The organism is Mycobacterium seoulense (assembly GCF_010731595.1).
In the GTDB taxonomy this organism is placed as follows: domain Bacteria; phylum Actinomycetota; class Actinomycetes; order Mycobacteriales; family Mycobacteriaceae; genus Mycobacterium; species Mycobacterium seoulense.
In genome coordinates this window covers 2,109,466-2,124,163 of sequence record NZ_AP022582.1, presented here as the reverse complement: position 1 = coordinate 2,124,163, position 14,698 = coordinate 2,109,466, and the positions used below count along the sequence as shown (strand labels likewise).

Annotated in this window: 14 protein-coding genes; 7 read left to right on the top strand and 7 right to left on the bottom strand. The window is 70.6% G+C overall.

The window, feature by feature from the left end; translation table 11 throughout:
- The first annotated feature begins 50 nt into the window (after positions 1-50).
- A complete protein-coding gene (locus tag G6N37_RS09765; RefSeq protein WP_163679247.1) occupies positions 51-1,136 on the top strand; it encodes an NAD(P)H-dependent amine dehydrogenase family protein in 1,086 nt (361 codons plus the stop codon).
- A 105-nt stretch (positions 1,137-1,241) separates the two neighbouring features.
- A complete protein-coding gene (locus tag G6N37_RS09760) occupies positions 1,242-2,981 on the top strand; it encodes an Hsp70 family protein (RefSeq protein ID WP_163679243.1) in 1,740 nt (579 codons plus the stop codon).
- A gap of 10 nt (positions 2,982-2,991) precedes the next feature.
- Here the strand turns inward: G6N37_RS09760 and G6N37_RS09755 are convergent, their stop codons facing one another.
- The 3 genes from G6N37_RS09755 to G6N37_RS09745 form a co-directional block, all read right to left on the bottom strand.
- Entirely contained in the window at positions 2,992-3,372 is a 381-nt protein-coding gene (locus G6N37_RS09755; protein ID WP_163679240.1) for a hypothetical protein, read from the bottom strand.
- 75 nt (positions 3,373-3,447) lie between these two features.
- On the bottom strand, positions 3,448-4,542 hold the full coding sequence (locus G6N37_RS09750; protein ID WP_163679237.1) for a class I SAM-dependent methyltransferase: 1,095 nt from the start codon (positions 4,540-4,542) through the stop codon (positions 3,448-3,450).
- Between the two features lie 16 nt (positions 4,543-4,558).
- Positions 4,559-5,515, bottom strand: a complete 957-nt coding sequence (locus G6N37_RS09745) for an SDR family oxidoreductase (RefSeq protein ID WP_163679235.1) — start codon at positions 5,513-5,515, stop codon at positions 4,559-4,561.
- 39 nt (positions 5,516-5,554) lie between these two features.
- Between G6N37_RS09745 and lnt the strand changes: the two genes are divergently transcribed.
- Entirely contained in the window at positions 5,555-7,033 is a 1,479-nt protein-coding gene (gene lnt, locus G6N37_RS09740; RefSeq protein WP_163679231.1) for an apolipoprotein N-acyltransferase, read from the top strand.
- Positions 7,030-7,755: an SHOCT domain-containing protein gene (locus G6N37_RS09735; protein ID WP_163679228.1), complete on the top strand. Its 726-nt coding sequence runs from the start codon at positions 7,030-7,032 to the stop codon at positions 7,753-7,755. Before lnt ends, G6N37_RS09735 begins: the two co-directional genes overlap by 4 nt.
- A 152-nt stretch (positions 7,756-7,907) precedes the next feature.
- Here the strand turns inward: G6N37_RS09735 and G6N37_RS09730 are convergent, their stop codons facing one another.
- On the bottom strand, positions 7,908-8,531 hold the full coding sequence (locus tag G6N37_RS09730; RefSeq protein ID WP_163679225.1) for an MBL fold metallo-hydrolase: 624 nt from the start codon (positions 8,529-8,531) through the stop codon (positions 7,908-7,910).
- Entirely contained in the window at positions 8,531-9,616 is a 1,086-nt protein-coding gene (locus G6N37_RS09725) for an S-(hydroxymethyl)mycothiol dehydrogenase (RefSeq protein WP_163679222.1), read from the bottom strand. The genes G6N37_RS09730 and G6N37_RS09725 overlap by 1 nt, the downstream gene beginning before the upstream one ends.
- 32 nt (positions 9,617-9,648) lie before the next feature.
- Here G6N37_RS09725 and G6N37_RS09720 point away from each other — a divergent pair, with 32 nt between their 5' ends.
- The 3 genes from G6N37_RS09720 to G6N37_RS09710 all read left to right on the top strand — a co-directional run bounded on the left by G6N37_RS09720 (position 9,649) and on the right by G6N37_RS09710 (position 12,191).
- Positions 9,649-10,719 carry a class I SAM-dependent methyltransferase gene (locus tag G6N37_RS09720; protein WP_163679219.1) on the top strand — a complete coding sequence of 357 codons (1,071 nt, stop codon included), beginning with the start codon at positions 9,649-9,651 and terminating at the stop codon, positions 10,717-10,719.
- Positions 10,719-11,537, top strand: a complete 819-nt coding sequence (locus G6N37_RS09715) for a serine hydrolase domain-containing protein (RefSeq protein ID WP_163679216.1) — start codon at positions 10,719-10,721, stop codon at positions 11,535-11,537. The genes G6N37_RS09720 and G6N37_RS09715 overlap by 1 nt, the downstream gene beginning before the upstream one ends.
- Before the next feature lie 141 nt (positions 11,538-11,678).
- The gene (locus tag G6N37_RS09710; protein ID WP_073875472.1) at positions 11,679-12,191 is read left to right on the top strand and encodes a DUF3145 domain-containing protein; all 513 of its coding nucleotides are present in this window, start codon (positions 11,679-11,681) and stop codon (positions 12,189-12,191) included.
- Here G6N37_RS09710 and G6N37_RS09705 read toward each other — a convergent pair.
- Positions 12,188-13,105, bottom strand: a complete 918-nt coding sequence (locus G6N37_RS09705) for a diacylglycerol kinase (RefSeq protein WP_163679213.1) — start codon at positions 13,103-13,105, stop codon at positions 12,188-12,190. The genes G6N37_RS09710 and G6N37_RS09705 overlap by 4 nt on opposite strands.
- Positions 13,102-14,682, bottom strand: coding sequence for an FAD-binding oxidoreductase (locus G6N37_RS09700; RefSeq protein ID WP_332107593.1), 1,581 nt, complete (start codon positions 14,680-14,682; stop codon positions 13,102-13,104). The genes G6N37_RS09705 and G6N37_RS09700 overlap by 4 nt, the downstream gene beginning before the upstream one ends.
- Positions 14,683-14,698 lie beyond the last annotated feature (16 nt).

Here is a 14,698-nt window from a genome sequence, read left to right as displayed (position 1 = left end):
CCGGGCCGCTCTAGTGTGAGTCCCACGGGGGCTGGTACGGGAAGGTGAGTATGTCGGAACACGGCTCAAAGCGTGTGGTGGTCTGGGGCACCGGCTTCGTCGGCAAGATGGTGATCGCCGAGATCGTCGAGCATCCGCTGTTCGAGTTGGTGGGTGTCGGCGTCAGCAACCCCGACAAGGTCGGGCGCGACGTCGGCGACATCTGCGGGCTGCCCGAGCCGGTCGGCATCATCGCCACCGACGACGTCGACGCCCTGATCGCGCTGAAGCCCGACGCGCTGGTGCACTACGGCCCGACGGCGATGCACGCCAAGGACAACATCGCGCTGATCACCCGCTTCCTGCGGGCCGGGATCGACGTGTGCTCGACGGCGATGACGCCGTGGGTGTGGCCGACGATGCACCTGAACCCGCCGAACTGGATCGCGCCGATCACCGAGGCGTGCGAGCTGGGGGAGTCGTCCTGCTTCACCACCGGCATCGACCCCGGGTTCGCCAACGACCTGTTCCCGATGACGCTGATGGGCCTGTGCTCGGAGGTGCGCCGGGTGCGCGCGTCGGAGCTGCTGGACTACACCAACTACGAGGGCGACTACGAGGTCGAGATGGGCATCGGCCGCGAGCCCGAGTACAGCCCGATGCTGGAAGACTCCAACATGCTGATCTTCGCGTGGGGCGCGACCGTCCCGATGATCGCCCACGCGGCCGGCATCATGCTCGACGAGATCACCACCACCTGGGACAAGTGGGTGACGCCCACCGAGCGCAACACCGTCAAGGGCGTGATCAAGCCCGGGCACGTCGCCGCCGTCCGGTTCACCATCAATGGGATCTACAAGGGCGACACCAGGATTCAGCTCGAGCACGTCAACCGGATCGGCCTCGACGCCGCCCCCGACTGGCCCTCCGGGCACGACAACGACGTCTACCGGGTGGAGATCGAGGGCACGCCGAGCGTCTTCCAGGAGACCGCGTTCCGGTTCACCGACGGTTCGGGCCGCGACGCGGCCACGGCCGGGTGCCTGGCGACCGGGATGCGCGCCCTCAACGCGGTGCCGGCCGTCAACGAGCTGCGGCCCGGCTGGGTCACGCCGCTCGACCTGCCGCTGATCGCCGGGGCCGGCAACATTCGCTGACCGGCGCACAGCCCGCACCTAGGTTCCGCTGAGACTCGGTACAGGTTGGCGCGGCACAATAACGGCTAGCCGGGTGCGAGTCGGGTGGAGTTGGGGTTGGGACATATGGCCGATGGAGCTGGGACCGCGCTGGGCTTGTCGATCGGGGCCACGAACCTGGCGGGGGTGGTCGCCGGCCGCTTCATCACCCGTAAGCCCGTCCTGACGCTCTACCCCGGGCGCGCGCCGGAGGTGGGCATCCCGGCGGAGAATCCGCGGCTCGATGGGCCCGGCCTGGTGCTGACCGGGTTCGTGCAGCGGGTGTCCGACCCGCGCGGGGTGGTGGCCGCCGACGGCTCGGTGCACCGCAGCGAGGAACTGATCGCCGACGCCATGCGCGCGCTGGCCTACGCCGTCACCGGCGGGCGGGCCCTGCCCGACAGCCTCGCCGTGACCTATCCCGCCCACTGGGCCTCGCCCGCGGTCGACGCGGTGGGCACCGCGCTGAGCTCGGTGGCCGAATGGTCCCACCGGGCGCGGCCCCTGCTGCTGATTCCCGACGCCGCGGCCGCGCTGCTCGCCGTGCGGACCAACCCCGGGATACCGCGCGCCGGGACCGTGGCGGTGTGCGACTTCGGCGGCACCGGCACCAGCATCACGTTCATGCGCGCCGACGGCGACTACCAGGCGCTGGCCCCGACCGTGCGCCTGCCCGATTTCTCCGGCGACCTGATCGACCAGGCGCTGCTGAGCGCCGTCATCTCCAACATGCCGAGCACCGCTGCCTTCGACCCGGCGGGCACCGTGGCGATCGGCTCGCTGAGCCGGCTGCGGACCGCATGCCGGCGCGCCAAGGAAGAGCTGTCGTCGAGCACGGTGACCGCGCTGACCGACGGGCTCACGGGCGAAGTCCGGGTCAGCCGCGAGGAGTTCGACGAGGCGATCCGCACGCCGCTGGACAGGTTCGTGGCGGTGCTGGAAAACGCCTTGGCGCGCAACGGGATCCACGACCTGGTCGCCGTCGTCTCCGTCGGCGGCGGCGCGAACATCCCCGCGATCACCACCACGCTGTCGCAGTACTTCCGCGTCCCGGTCATCACCACGCCGCGTCCGCACCTGACGGCGGCCACCGGCGCCGCGCTGCGGGCGGCGCACGGTCCCGGGGAGAACGCGGCGACGGCTTCGGCGCCCGCCGCGCCCGGCACGGCGACGGCGCAGGCGCCGGTGAAGTCGGTTCCGGAATTCCGGCCGCCGGAGGCGACCGCGACGGCCCGAGCGGCGCCCGCCGGACCGACCGCGGGCGTCATGCCCGTACGGGCCTGGTCACAGACCGGCACCTCATCGCAGGCCACGCCCGCCCGCGCCGGCGAACAGGCTGCCGACGAGCCCGCGGCCGCGAAGCGCACGGGCCGGCGTCTCTTCCGGCTGCCCGTGCTGGCCGCGGTCGTCGCCGCGGCGGCGGCCGTTGCGCTCGTCGGGACCGCCGTCACGATCGGCCTGACCTCTGCGAACAAATCCGCGACGACGCCGGCGCCGGGCGTGACCAGCACCCCGGTTCCCGCGCCGCCCGCCAACACCGCGACCGCTCAGCCCCCGCCGCCCAGCGAAGAGGCTCCCGCGCCGCCGACCAGCGTCCCGTCAGCCGTCCCGTCAGCCCAACCGCAGCAGGCGCCGCCCCTGGCGGCCGCGCCCGCACGTCCGGCGGCGCCGCGGATCCCCGAGGTACCGCCGATTCCGGCGGTCCCCGGCCTCAACGAACCCATCCCGGGCCTGGACCGGGTCAACCAGATCATTCAAGGGATCGGGGGTGATTTGGGCATCGGCGGCATCCCCCAGGTGCCCGCTCAGCTCGGAACGACCCAATAGGTCCGATAGGTCAACGCTTTTCGCCCTTGTTCTCCGCCTTCGCCGCCTCTTTGAGTTGCTCGTTGAGGGCCTTGTCCTTCTCGATCTGGTCCTGCAGAGCCTGCTCGTCGCGGGAATCGTCGCCTTGTGCCTGGCCCTCGGAGCCGCCGCCCTCGGGCTCTTCATGCCTGGGATTGCCGTCGTCGTCCAGCCACTCGTTGACGGCGGTTCCCGACACGCTTCCCCCGGTGCCGGGCAGCACGATGGTGGGCTTCTCCTTGTAGGCCTCCATCATCTCGGCGGCCTTCTCTTTGTGGCCCTCGTCCGGCTCCGGCTTCTCCGTCAGCTTTTGCTCGGTGTCTTCGTTTTGCTCGGTGTCCTGAGCAGCCGATTTATCGTCCTGGACGCTCATGCATCAAACCCCCTCGCCATCGCGGGTCGCGATCTTCAGGGGGTTACCCGTTGCGGCGTTGTGTCGAAACTCTCATCAGCGGGATGGTTCGTGCTTGACCAGTTCGACCAACGCGAGCGGAATCCGCATCGGCTCGGGCGCGCTTGACAGCCGGGCCGCGACCGCCTGCTCGAGCTGGTCGACGAATTCCCCGGCCCGTGCGTCGCGTGCGCCGCCGTCCAGCCCGCGCACCAGGGCGGGGAACAACGCCGCGCGGGCGAAGGCGGCCCAGTGCGCCCCGAAGGCCTCGGCGTCGCCGTCCACCCGGAATCGCGCCCAGAATCGGTCCTGCGCGTTGAACGTGTCGAGATGGTCGATCGACAGGCCCTCGAAGCGCCCGCTGGGCGAAAACGGGGCGCGAAAGTCCTTCTCGCTGCGGGCAACTGTGGGAATGGTCATGCGCCGGGCCTCGTCCTGGCGCAGCAGCCCGTCGCGCACGTGCTCACGCAGCGCCGCGAGCATCGCGTCGAGCAGCGTCGGGAACCCCGGTGTGCCGTCCTCGTCGACGGCGATCGTCATCACCACCAGCCGCCCGCCGGGGGCCAGCTCGCGGCCGCGGAACGCCACGAAGTTCAGCCAGTCCAGGGCCGCCTGGTGGGCGTACGCCGCGCGCGCGGTGTCGTCGTCGCTGTAGCCGATGTGCACGTGATCGTGCACCTCGCACGGCATCGTGCTCAGCCACTGCGTCGCCCACGACGACCAGCCGAGGTTGACCGTCTTCGACGGCACGATCTGGTCGTAGAACGAACGGCCGATCGACGACGCGAACGTCGCGGTGTCCAGGTGCAGGTAGCTCTCCGGGTCGTCCTCGAGCGTGTGGAACAGCGCCGAGAAGTCGTTGTCCGGTATGTCGGTGTGCACCATCAGGATTGCGTGGTCGTGGCGGGTGCGGCGACGCAGCACCGCGATCGCCGCCGACATCGGCTTGAGCGAATTGTGCCCGTTGGCCGCGCCGTAGTCGGCGACGACGATGGGCTGCGGGGGCTTGGGCAGCGGGACCCGCTCGGCGGCCCGCTCGAACAACGCGATGGCCGGCGCCAGCCCGGCGGCCTGCAGCCGCGACGACTGGGTGTAGACGGGTTCGGGCCGGACCACAATGCTCGATTCGGGCATCCGAGGTTCAGGCCGCATGGCCCAACGATAGTCGTCAGTCCGGCTTCGGGTAGCTGACGCCGGTGAGCTGCTCGGAAAGCTCCCAAAGTCGTTGGCAGTCAGCCTCGTTGCGGGCGGGCGCGGGCACCTTGGCCGGCCGCACCCCACCGCCGGCGGCCTCGTAGAATCCGCGGGGCCCGTAGAACGCCGCGCCCTGGGCGTGCGGCGCGGCCGCGGCGTACAGCGCCGGGAGGATGCCCTCGTCGATCTCCTGCCACAAAAACGGCGTGAATCGCCAGGACGCCCTGTACAACCGCTCCATCAGCGCGGGCTTGTCGCGGCCGTGCGACGGCCCGGCGATCTGCAGGTTGGTCTTGGTCAGGCCGGGGTGCGCGGCGTTGGACATGATGCCCCAGCCGGCCGCGCGGCTGCGCCGGTCCAGTTCGAGGGCGAACATCAACACCGCCAGCTTCGACTGCCCGTACGCCGACATCGCCGCGTAGGACTTCTCGAACTGCGGGTCGTCGAAGTGGATCTTGGCGCTCTGGCGGGCCGCCAGGCTGCTCAGCGAGACGACGCGCGCCTTGGCGGCGGCGCGCAGCAGCGGCAGCAGGTGGCCGGTGAGCGCGAAGTGCCCGAGATGGTTACTGCCGAACTGCAATTCGAAGCCGTCGGCGGTGGTGTCGCGTTCCGGCGGCGTCATGACGCCGGCGTTGTTGATCAGGATATCGACGGGGCGGCCCTCGGCGTTGAGCTGTTCGGCCAGCGCGGCGACGGCGGCCAGCGACGACAGGTCCAGCGACTTGATGGTCAGCTTGGCGTCGGGCACCGTCTTGCGGATTTCGTCGATCGCCTTTTCACCCTTGGCGCGATTGCGGATCGCCATCACGACGTCGGCCCCGGCGGCGGCGAGCCGCCGGGCCAGACCGAACCCCAGGCCGCTGTTGGCCCCGGTGATGATCGCCAGCTTGCCCGACAGATCGGGCACCGTGGCGACGAGATCGTTGGCCATGGGTATCACTCCTTCGGCTCGGGCGGCATCCTGGTCAGCATGCCGCGACGCATTCCCGGTTGGCTAGTGGCCCTGGTCGCCGGCGGGCTGCCCGCGCTCGCCTTTCCCGCGCCGTCGTGGTGGTGGCTGGCCTGGTTCGGCCTGGTCCCGCTGCTGCTGGTGGTGCGGTCCGCGCCTTGCGGACGGGACGCGGCGGTGCGGGCCTGGCTCGGCGTCACCGGGTTTGTGCTGGCCACCCAGTACTGGCTGGTGACTTTCATCGGCCCGTTGCTGGCGGTGATGGCCGCCGGCCTGGGTGCGCTCTGGCTGCCGTGGGGGTGGCTGGCGCATAGGTTGCTGTCCGCGCCGGTCGGACCGGGGCGGACGGTCGCCGCCGTGGTGGTGTTGCCCAGCGCGTGGGTGGCGGCCGAGGCCGTGCGGTCGTGGCCGCCGCTGGGCGGGTCGTGGGCGTCGCTGGGCGCGTCGCAATCCGCTCAGCCGGTCACGCTGGCGTCGGCGTCGTTGGGCGGGGTGTGGTTGACGAGTTTCCTTGTGGTGGCGGCCAATACCGCCCTGGTCGGTGTCGTCGTGCACCGCGAGGCGTCCGGCCGGCTCGTCGCGCTGGGGTGCGCGCTGGCCTGCGCGGCGGTGGGTCCGGCTTGGTATCTGTTCGGCCCGTCGCCCGCGGGCGGTACCACGTTGCGCGTGGCGCTGGTGCAGCCCGGCGACATCGCCGACTCCGGCGCGCGCCAGGCCGCCGGCGAGGAGCTCACCGATTCGGTCGCCAGCCAGCACCCGGATTTGGTGATCTGGGGAGAAAGCAGTGTGGGATCCGATCTCGCCGGCCACCCGGACGTTCTGGCGCGGCTCGCCGACCTGTCCCGGCGGGTCGGGGCGGACCTGCTGGTCAACGTCGACGCGCCCGAGCCCGGCGGCGGGATCTACAAGTCGGCGGTGCTGATCGGGGAGCACGGGGCGGTGGGCACCTACCGGAAGACCCGGCTGGTGCCGTTCGGCGAATACGTCCCGCTGCGACCGCTTTTCGGCTGGATCACGCGGCACAGCAGGGCCGCCGCCGAGGACCGCCGACGCGGCACCGGGCCCGTCGTGCTGCACGCCGGCACCCTGCCCATCGGACCGTTGGTCAGCTACGAGGCCCTGTTCTCCGACCTTGCCCGCCGGGAGGCCCAACTCGGAGCCGAGCTGTTGGTGTATCAGAGTTCCACCTCGTCGTTCCAGGGGAGTTGGGCGCAGCCGCAGCTGGCCGCGCATCCCGCGGTGCGTGCCGTCGAGGCGGGCCGCCCGGCCGTGCACGTCGGACTGTCCGGCGACAGCTCCGCCTTCGACGCGCGGGGCCACCGGGTGGCCTGGTTGCCGTCGGGCTTCCGGGGCGTGGCCGTGGTCGGGGTGCCGCTGGGATCGCGCGTCACGCCCTATCAACGGTTGGGGGACTGGGTGCCGGCGCTGGCCTTCGTCGTCCTCGGCGTTGCCCTGTTGCGCTGCCGTCGTCCGGCCCGCAGTGACACACTGCCTGGATGAACAGCAGGCGGCTCGCGAGGGTTTGGCTGGCCGGCGCCGTCGTGCTGATGATCGTGTCGGTGGGCGGATTCATCGTCGCCCTGGTGCTCAACGCGTTCTTCCTGGACAAGTACAACGCCTACGGCGAGGTGCCCGTCCCCGGCTCGGGCAGCCTCTACCTGCCCGCCGGAGACGTCACCGTCAGCCTGCACACCGTCGTCATCAGCGGACCCGACCGCGGACTTCCGGTGCCGCCGCTGGGGGTCACGATCGCGCCGCCCGACGGTGTGGCGCAGCCCGCGCTGACCGAAAGCATCGGCACCACGACGACGGTCAACAACGACGCGCACGTGCGGGTGTGGGTCGCCCGGATCGCCTCCAGCGGCACCTACAACGTCACGACCGACGGGCAGGTCAACGGCTATATCAACCCGCGACTGGCCTTCGGGCACAAGAGTTCTACGGGTTTCGTGATGTGGCTGTTCGTCGGGCTGTTCGTGGTGGGGCTGGCCGGTTCGATCATGTCCGGGCTGTGGTTGGGCCGCATCCGGCGCCAGGCGGTGGTGGCGGCGAACCCGTACTACCCGCCGCCCGTCGCACCGCCGGTGCCGCTCGCGCACGAACCCGGTGACGAGGGGGTGCGCCTCGAGCGGCTCAAAACCCTTGCCGCGCTGCGGGACTCGGGGGCGTTGACCACCGAGGAGTTCGAGGCCGAGAAGCGCCGGATCTTCGAGGGGCATTAGGAGTCGTTGTCGCGTCACCGGGCTCTGCCGACCAATCGACGACGTTCGAATCTGATATCGCCGGCGATATCGAGTTCGGCGCTCGCATGGTGGTCTGCAAACTGGTACTCATGTGACCGATGTGGCTGGGGCCCTACGCCACGGCGGACTGCTCAGTGCCCGCGGGCCACCCACTCCTCGTAGTGGACGATCTCGTCGCCGATGGTGGTGCTGTCGCCGTGGCCGGTGTGCACCACCGTCTCGCCGGGCAGCTTGCCCAGCCGCTCGGAGATGGACTGCAGGATCGTCGGGAAGTCCGAATACGAGCGGCCGGTCGCGCCCGGGCCGCCGGCGAACAGGGTGTCGCCGCTGAACACCACGCCCAGGTCGTGCGAATACCAGCACACCGAACCCGGGGAGTGGCCCGGGGTGTGCAGCGCCCGCAGCTCCGTCCCTCCGATGCTCAGCGTCTCGCCGTCGCAGATTGCGCGAAAGTCGCTGTCGGGGTGCGTCATTCGCCACAGCACCTCGTCGGCGGGATGCAGCAGCACCGGCGCGTCGAGTGTCTTGCCGAGTTCCGGCGCGACGGTCACGTGGTCGTTGTGGCCGTGCGTGCACACCACCGCGACCACGTGGCGGCCATCCACGGCCTCGACGATGGGGGCCGCGTCGTGGGCGGCGTCGAACACCACCACGTTGGAGTTGTCGCCGATCAGCCAGATGTTGTTGTCGACTTCCCAACTGCCGCCGTCGAGTTCGAAGGTGCCGTGGGTCACCACCCGCTCGATGTTCACCATCAGAGCATCACCACCGAACGCAACACCTTGCCCCCGTGCATCTTGTGAAACGCCTCCTCGACGTCGTCTAGCCCGATTCGCTCGGAGACAAACTTCTCCAGGGGCAGCCGACCCTGCAGGTAGAGGTCGATCAGCGTGGGGAAGTCGCGTTCGGGCAGGCAGTCGCCGTACCAGGACGACTTGAGCGACCCGCCGTGGGAGAAGAAGTCGATCAGCGGCATGTCCAGCTTCATGTCGGGCGTCGGGACCCCCACCAGCACAACGGTTCCGGCGAGGTCGCGGGCGTAGAAGGCCTGCTTCCAGGTCTCGGGCCGCCCGACGGCGTCGATCGCGACGTTGACCCCGAACCCGTCGGTGAGGTCCTGGATGGCCTCGACGACGTCGGCCTGACGCGCGTTGACGGTGTGGGTGGCGCCGAACGTGCGCGCCCAGTCCAGCTTGGTGTCGTCGGTGTCCACGGCGATGATGCGCCTGGCCCCCACCAGCGCGGCGCCGGCGATCGCGGCGTCGCCGACACCGCCGCAGCCGATCACCGCGACGGTGTCGTCGCGGGTGATGCCGCCGGTGTTGATCGCCGCCCCGATGCCGGCCATCACCCCGCAGCCGAGCAGGCCCGCGACGGCCGGGTCGGCGGCGGGATCGACCTTGGTGCACTGCCCGGCGTGCACCAGCGTCTTGTCGGCGAACGCCCCGATGCCCAGGGCGGGCGTCAGTTCGGTGCCGTCGGTCAGCGTCATCTTCTGCGCGGCGTTGAAGGTGTCGAAACACAGGTGCGGGCGGCCGCGTTTGCACGCCCGGCACTGGCCGCAGACGGCCCGCCAGTTCAGGATGACGAAGTCACCCGGCTCGACGGCGCTGACACCGGGGCCGACCGCCTCGACCCGGCCGGCGGCCTCGTGGCCGAGCAGGAAGGGATACTCGTCGTTGATGCCACCCTCGCGGTAGGTCAGGTCGGTGTGGCACACCCCGCAGGCGATGACGTCGACCAGCGCCTCGCCGGGCCCGGGATCCGGGACGACGATGTCCACCAACTCGACGGGTTCACCCTTCTTTCGTGAAATCACGCCGCGCACTGTCTGACTCATGGCCACCAACCTACGGTGTACCGTCGCTGACCATGACGGCACCCGAGAGCGCCTCTGAAAGCACCAAAGAATTCGCCGGACGAATCGCCGCGGCCATCGACGGCGCCAGCCTGACGCTGCTGCTGAGCATCGGCCACCAGACCGGTTTGCTGGACACGATGGCCGGACTGCCGGCGGCGACCAGCGCGCGGATCGCCGAAGCGGCCGGCCTCAACGAGCGCTACGTGCGCGAGTGGCTGGCCGGCATGACGACCGGACGCGTCGTCGACTACGACGCCGCCACCGCCACCTACTCGCTGCCCGCGCACCGCGCCGCCGTGCTGACCCGGGCGGCTGGGCCGGACAACCTGGCCCTGGTGGCGTTGTTCGTCCCGCAACTCGCCGAGGTCGAACAGAAGATCATCGGCTGCTTCCGCGACGGCGGCGGCCTGCAGTACGTCGAGTTCCCCCGGTTCCACGCCCTGATGGCCGAGCAGAGCGGCGTGGTGTACGACAACGCGTTGGTCGACACGGTGCTGCCGCTGGTCGACGCGCTCGTCGAGCGCCTACGCTCCGGAGCCGACGTGGCGGACTTCGGCTGCGGCAGCGGCCACGCGATCAATGTGATGGCCCGGGCGTTCCCGGCCAGCCGCTTCACCGGCATCGACTTCTCCGACGAGGCCATCGCCGTCGGCGCCCGCGAGGCGGCCGAGCTCGGCCTGGCGAACGCGACCTTCGAGAGCCACAACCTGGCGCAGCTCGACAAGCCCGACGCCTACGACGTCATCACGGTCTTCGACGCGATCCACGACCAGGCCCAGCCGGCGCGGGTGCTGGAGAACATCTACCGCGCGCTGCGGCCCGGCGGCGTCCTGCTGATGGCCGACATCAAGGCGTCCAGCCGGCTCGAGGAGAACGTCGGCGTCCCGATGAGCACCTACCTGTACACCACCTCGCTGATGCACTGCATGACGGTGTCGCTGGCGCTGGACGGCGCCGGGCTGGGCGCAGCCTGGGGGACGCAGCTGGCCACCGCGATGCTGGCCGACGCCGGATTCGATGACGTGCGGGTGGCCGAGATCGAGTCCGACCCGATCAACAACTACTACATCGCCCGGAAGTGATGGCTGCCCTCGACGCTCTGGACGACTGGCCCGTCGAGGCCGCCGCCGCGGCGGTGATCGGACCCGACGGGGTGCTGGCCAGCCACGGCGACACCCAGCGGGCGTTCGAGCTGGCTTCGGTGACCAAACCGCTGGTGGCCCGCGCCATGCACGTGGCCGTCGAAGAGGGCGTCGTCGACCTGGACACCGCCGCCGGGCCGCCGGGCGCCACCATCCGGCACCTGCTGGCGCACGCGTCCGGCCTGGCCATGCACAACGATCACGTGCTGGCCGCCCCCGGAGCGCGGCGCATCTACTCCAACCACGGCTTCACCGTGCTGGCCCAGACCGTGGAGCGCGAGTCGGGGATCGACTTCGGCCGCTACCTGGCCGAGGCGGTCTGCGAACCCTTGGGCATGGCGGCCACCCGGCTGGACGGCGGCGCCGCGGCCGCCGGGTCCGGGGCGAGGTCCACGGTCGCTGACCTGGCGGCATTCGCCAGGGACCTGCTGCGTCCGGCGACGGTCTCGGCCCAGCTGCACGCCGAGGCGACGACGGTGCAATTTCCCGGCCTGGACGGCGTGCTGCCCGGCTACGGCGTCCAGCGGCCCAACGACTGGGGGCTGGGTTTGGAGATCAGGGACGCTAAATCGCCGCACTGGACGGGTGCGCGCAACTCGCCGCGGACGTACGGCCATTTCGGCCAGGCGGGCGGTTTCATCTGGGCAGATCCCGAACGGGACCTGGCGCTGGTGGCCCTCACCAACCGCGATTTCGGGGAGTGGGCCAAGCGGCCGTGGCCGGCGATTTCCGACGCCGTGCTAGCCGAATACGGCTGAGGGAAAATGCACACTAGCGCAACACGGGCATCACAGGGCACAATAGACACGCACGACACACAAAATAGTTAGACATCCTGCTCGCCAGGTCCCGCCAGGTCGTTGGGGAAGACGTCCCTCGCGGAACCGAAGGAGCAGCATATGCGTGCGTCGAATCAATTCGCCGACGTGACGACTGGCGTGGTGTACGTGCACGCCTCGCCCGCGGCGGTGTGCCCGCATGTCGAGTGGGCGTTGTCGTCGACCCTTGGGGCGAAGGCGAACCTCACGTGGACGCAGCAGCCGGCCATGCCCGGCCAGCTGCGCGCGGTCACCAACTGGGTCGGGCCGGTGGGCACCGGCGCCAGGCTGGCCAACGCCTTGCGCTCGTGGTCGGTACTGCGGTTCGAGGTCACCGAGGACCCCAGCCCCGGCGTGGACGGCCAGCGGTTCAGCCACACCCCGCAGCTCGGCCTGTGGAGCGGGGCGATGAGTGCCAACGGCGACGTCATGGTCGGGGAGATGCGGCTGCGGGCGCTGATGTCGCAGGGCGCCGACACCCTGGCGGCCGAGCTGGACACCGTGCTGGGAACGGCGTGGGACGACGCCCTGGAGGCGTACCGCGACGGCGGCGAGGTCGGCGAGGTGACCTGGCTCAGCCGCGGCGTCGGCTAGCGGTCCTCGGGCCGGCGCAGAATCCGCAGCGCGCCCGGGACCGCGGTGATCTCGGCGGGCAGCGCGCAGGCGTAGTCGCCGTCGGCGTAGACGTTGATGCCGGGGCATTCGACGTGGACCGACCGCGCCCGCGTCGTGGTCACCTCGTCCAGGTTGACGTGGGTGCCCTTCATCACGGTGGGGAAGAGCCGCACCAGCTTCGACCGCGACGCCGAGTGCACCATGGTGATGTCGAGCAGCCCGTCGGTGGGATCGGCATGCGGACAGATCAGCATGCCCCCGCCGTAGCTGCGGGTGTTGCCGAAGGCCGCCAGCGTGATGTCGGCATCGATCTCGCGTGTCCCGTCGAGCACCATGCGGAACGGCAACAGCCGCAGCTGCGAGAGTTCGGCGAGCATCGCCAGGTAGTACCGCAGCCGCCCGTGCGGCCAGGTCATCCGGTTGGCCCGGTCGGTCACCAGGGAGTCGAATCCGGTGGCCGCCACGGTGCCGAACCATTTCTCGGAACCGTTGCCGTCGCGAATCTTCCCCAGGTCGACGGTTTCGGTGAAGCCGTCGACGATGATGTCCGCTGCGGCTTCGGGATCCTTTGTGGGAAGCCCGAATTCACGGGCATGGTCATTGCCGGTGCCCGCCGCCACGATGCCGATCGGAACGTTGGTGCCCGCCAGCACCTGCAGCGCGTTGGAGACGACGCCGTCGCCGCCGGTCACCATCACCGCGTCGGCGCCCTTCTCGAGTGCCGCGCCCACCAGGTAGCGCGCGTCCTGCGCGTCGTCGCCGATGATCTCGACGACCTCCACCCCGCGGTGGTGCAACCGCGCGATCGCGACCTCGGCCGCGCGGATGGCCGCGCCATGCCCCGAAACCGGATTGGTCAGCGCGATCACCTTCGCGATCTCGCACCGGCTCATGGAATCAGCTTGCCCGGGTTGAGGATTCCGGCGGGGTCCAGGGCCGCCTTGACCGCGCGCAGGACGTGCACGCCCAGTTCGCCCACCTCGTCGTGCATCCACGGCCGGTGGTCGGCGCCGACCGCATGGTGGTGGCTGATCGTCCCGCCGGCGCCCATGATCGCGTCGCACGCGGCCTTTTTCGCGGCCTTCCACTGCTCGATCGGGTTGCCGCGCTGCCCGGCGACGACGGTGAAGTACAGCGACGCGCCGGTGGGGTAGACGTGCGAGATGTGGCACATCACCAGCGCCGGCGTGCCGCTCTCGCTCAGCGCATCCGTAAGTGCCTGCGTCACTGCGGCTTTGAGCGCCGGAATGTTGGACCAATCGGTGGCGGTCTCGAGCGTCTCGCACAGCGCGCCCGCCGACAGCAGCGAGTCGCGCAGATACGGCGCCGCGAACCGGCCGTGCTCCCAGGCCCGCGCCGGCGCTTCGCCCAGCGACGTCGCGCCGTGTGCGGCCAGCAGGGCGGCGGTTTCGGCGTGCCGGCTTTCGACGTGTTCCTCGGTGCCCTCGAACACCGTGATGCCCAGGCAGCCGCCGGTGATCTGGTTTTCGCCGATCGCTTCGGTGGTGGCGAGGTTGACCCCGGTCTCGGCCTCGTCGGAGAGGCGGATGACGGTGGGGCCGGTGGCCGTCTGGGTGACGGCGCGCAGGGCGGCGGCCCCGGTTTGGAAGTCGGGGAAGGACCACGCCTCGTAGCGGACGGCTTCCGGGGTCCGGTGCACGCGCAGCCGCACCCGGGTGATGACGCCGAAGACGCCCTCCGAGCCGATCATCAGCTGGCGCAGATCCGGACCCGCGGCGGATTCGGGGGCGCGGCCCAGGTCCATGGTGCCGGCCGGGGTGACCACCCGCAGCCCGCGCACCATGTCGTTGAACCGGCCGTAGCCCGCCGAGTCCTGTCCGGACGAGCGGGTCGCGGCGAACCCGCCGATGGTGGCGTATTCGAAACTCTGCGGAAAATGTCCGAGCGAAAAGCCTTGGGCGCCAAGCAGACGTTCCGCGTCGGGGCCGGTGACGCCGGCCCCGAACACTGCCTGGCCGGACACGTCGTCGAGCGAGATCAGTTGGTCGAGGCGGCGCAGGTCGAGGGCCACGACCGCGTGGAATTCGCCGCGGATGGGGTCCAGGCCGCCGACCACACTGGTGCCGCCGCCGAAGGGGACGACCGCGATGCGGTGCTCGGTGCAGTAGCGGAGAATCCCGGCCACGGCCTCGTCGTCGCCGGGCAGCAGGACGGCGTCGGGCGCGTCCTGGACCCCCGGGTCCTTGCGGCGCAGCAGGTCGATGGTGGACTTGCCGCCCGCGTGCAGCAACCGGTCCAGGTCGTCGGTGCGGCAGTACGGCGCACCGACGACGCCCGCCAGCGCGTCGCGGTCGGCCTCCGACAACGCCGACGGTCGCAGCCGCACCTGGTCGGGTGCGAGTTCGGCGGCACCGGAATCCTCCACGCCCACAGCCTGTTTCAGCAGTGCCCGGATCCCCTCCGAGAGCGGCTTGGCCGCGGCGGGGTCACCCCACGCGTTCCACTTCATCGGCGGGAGGAGACCC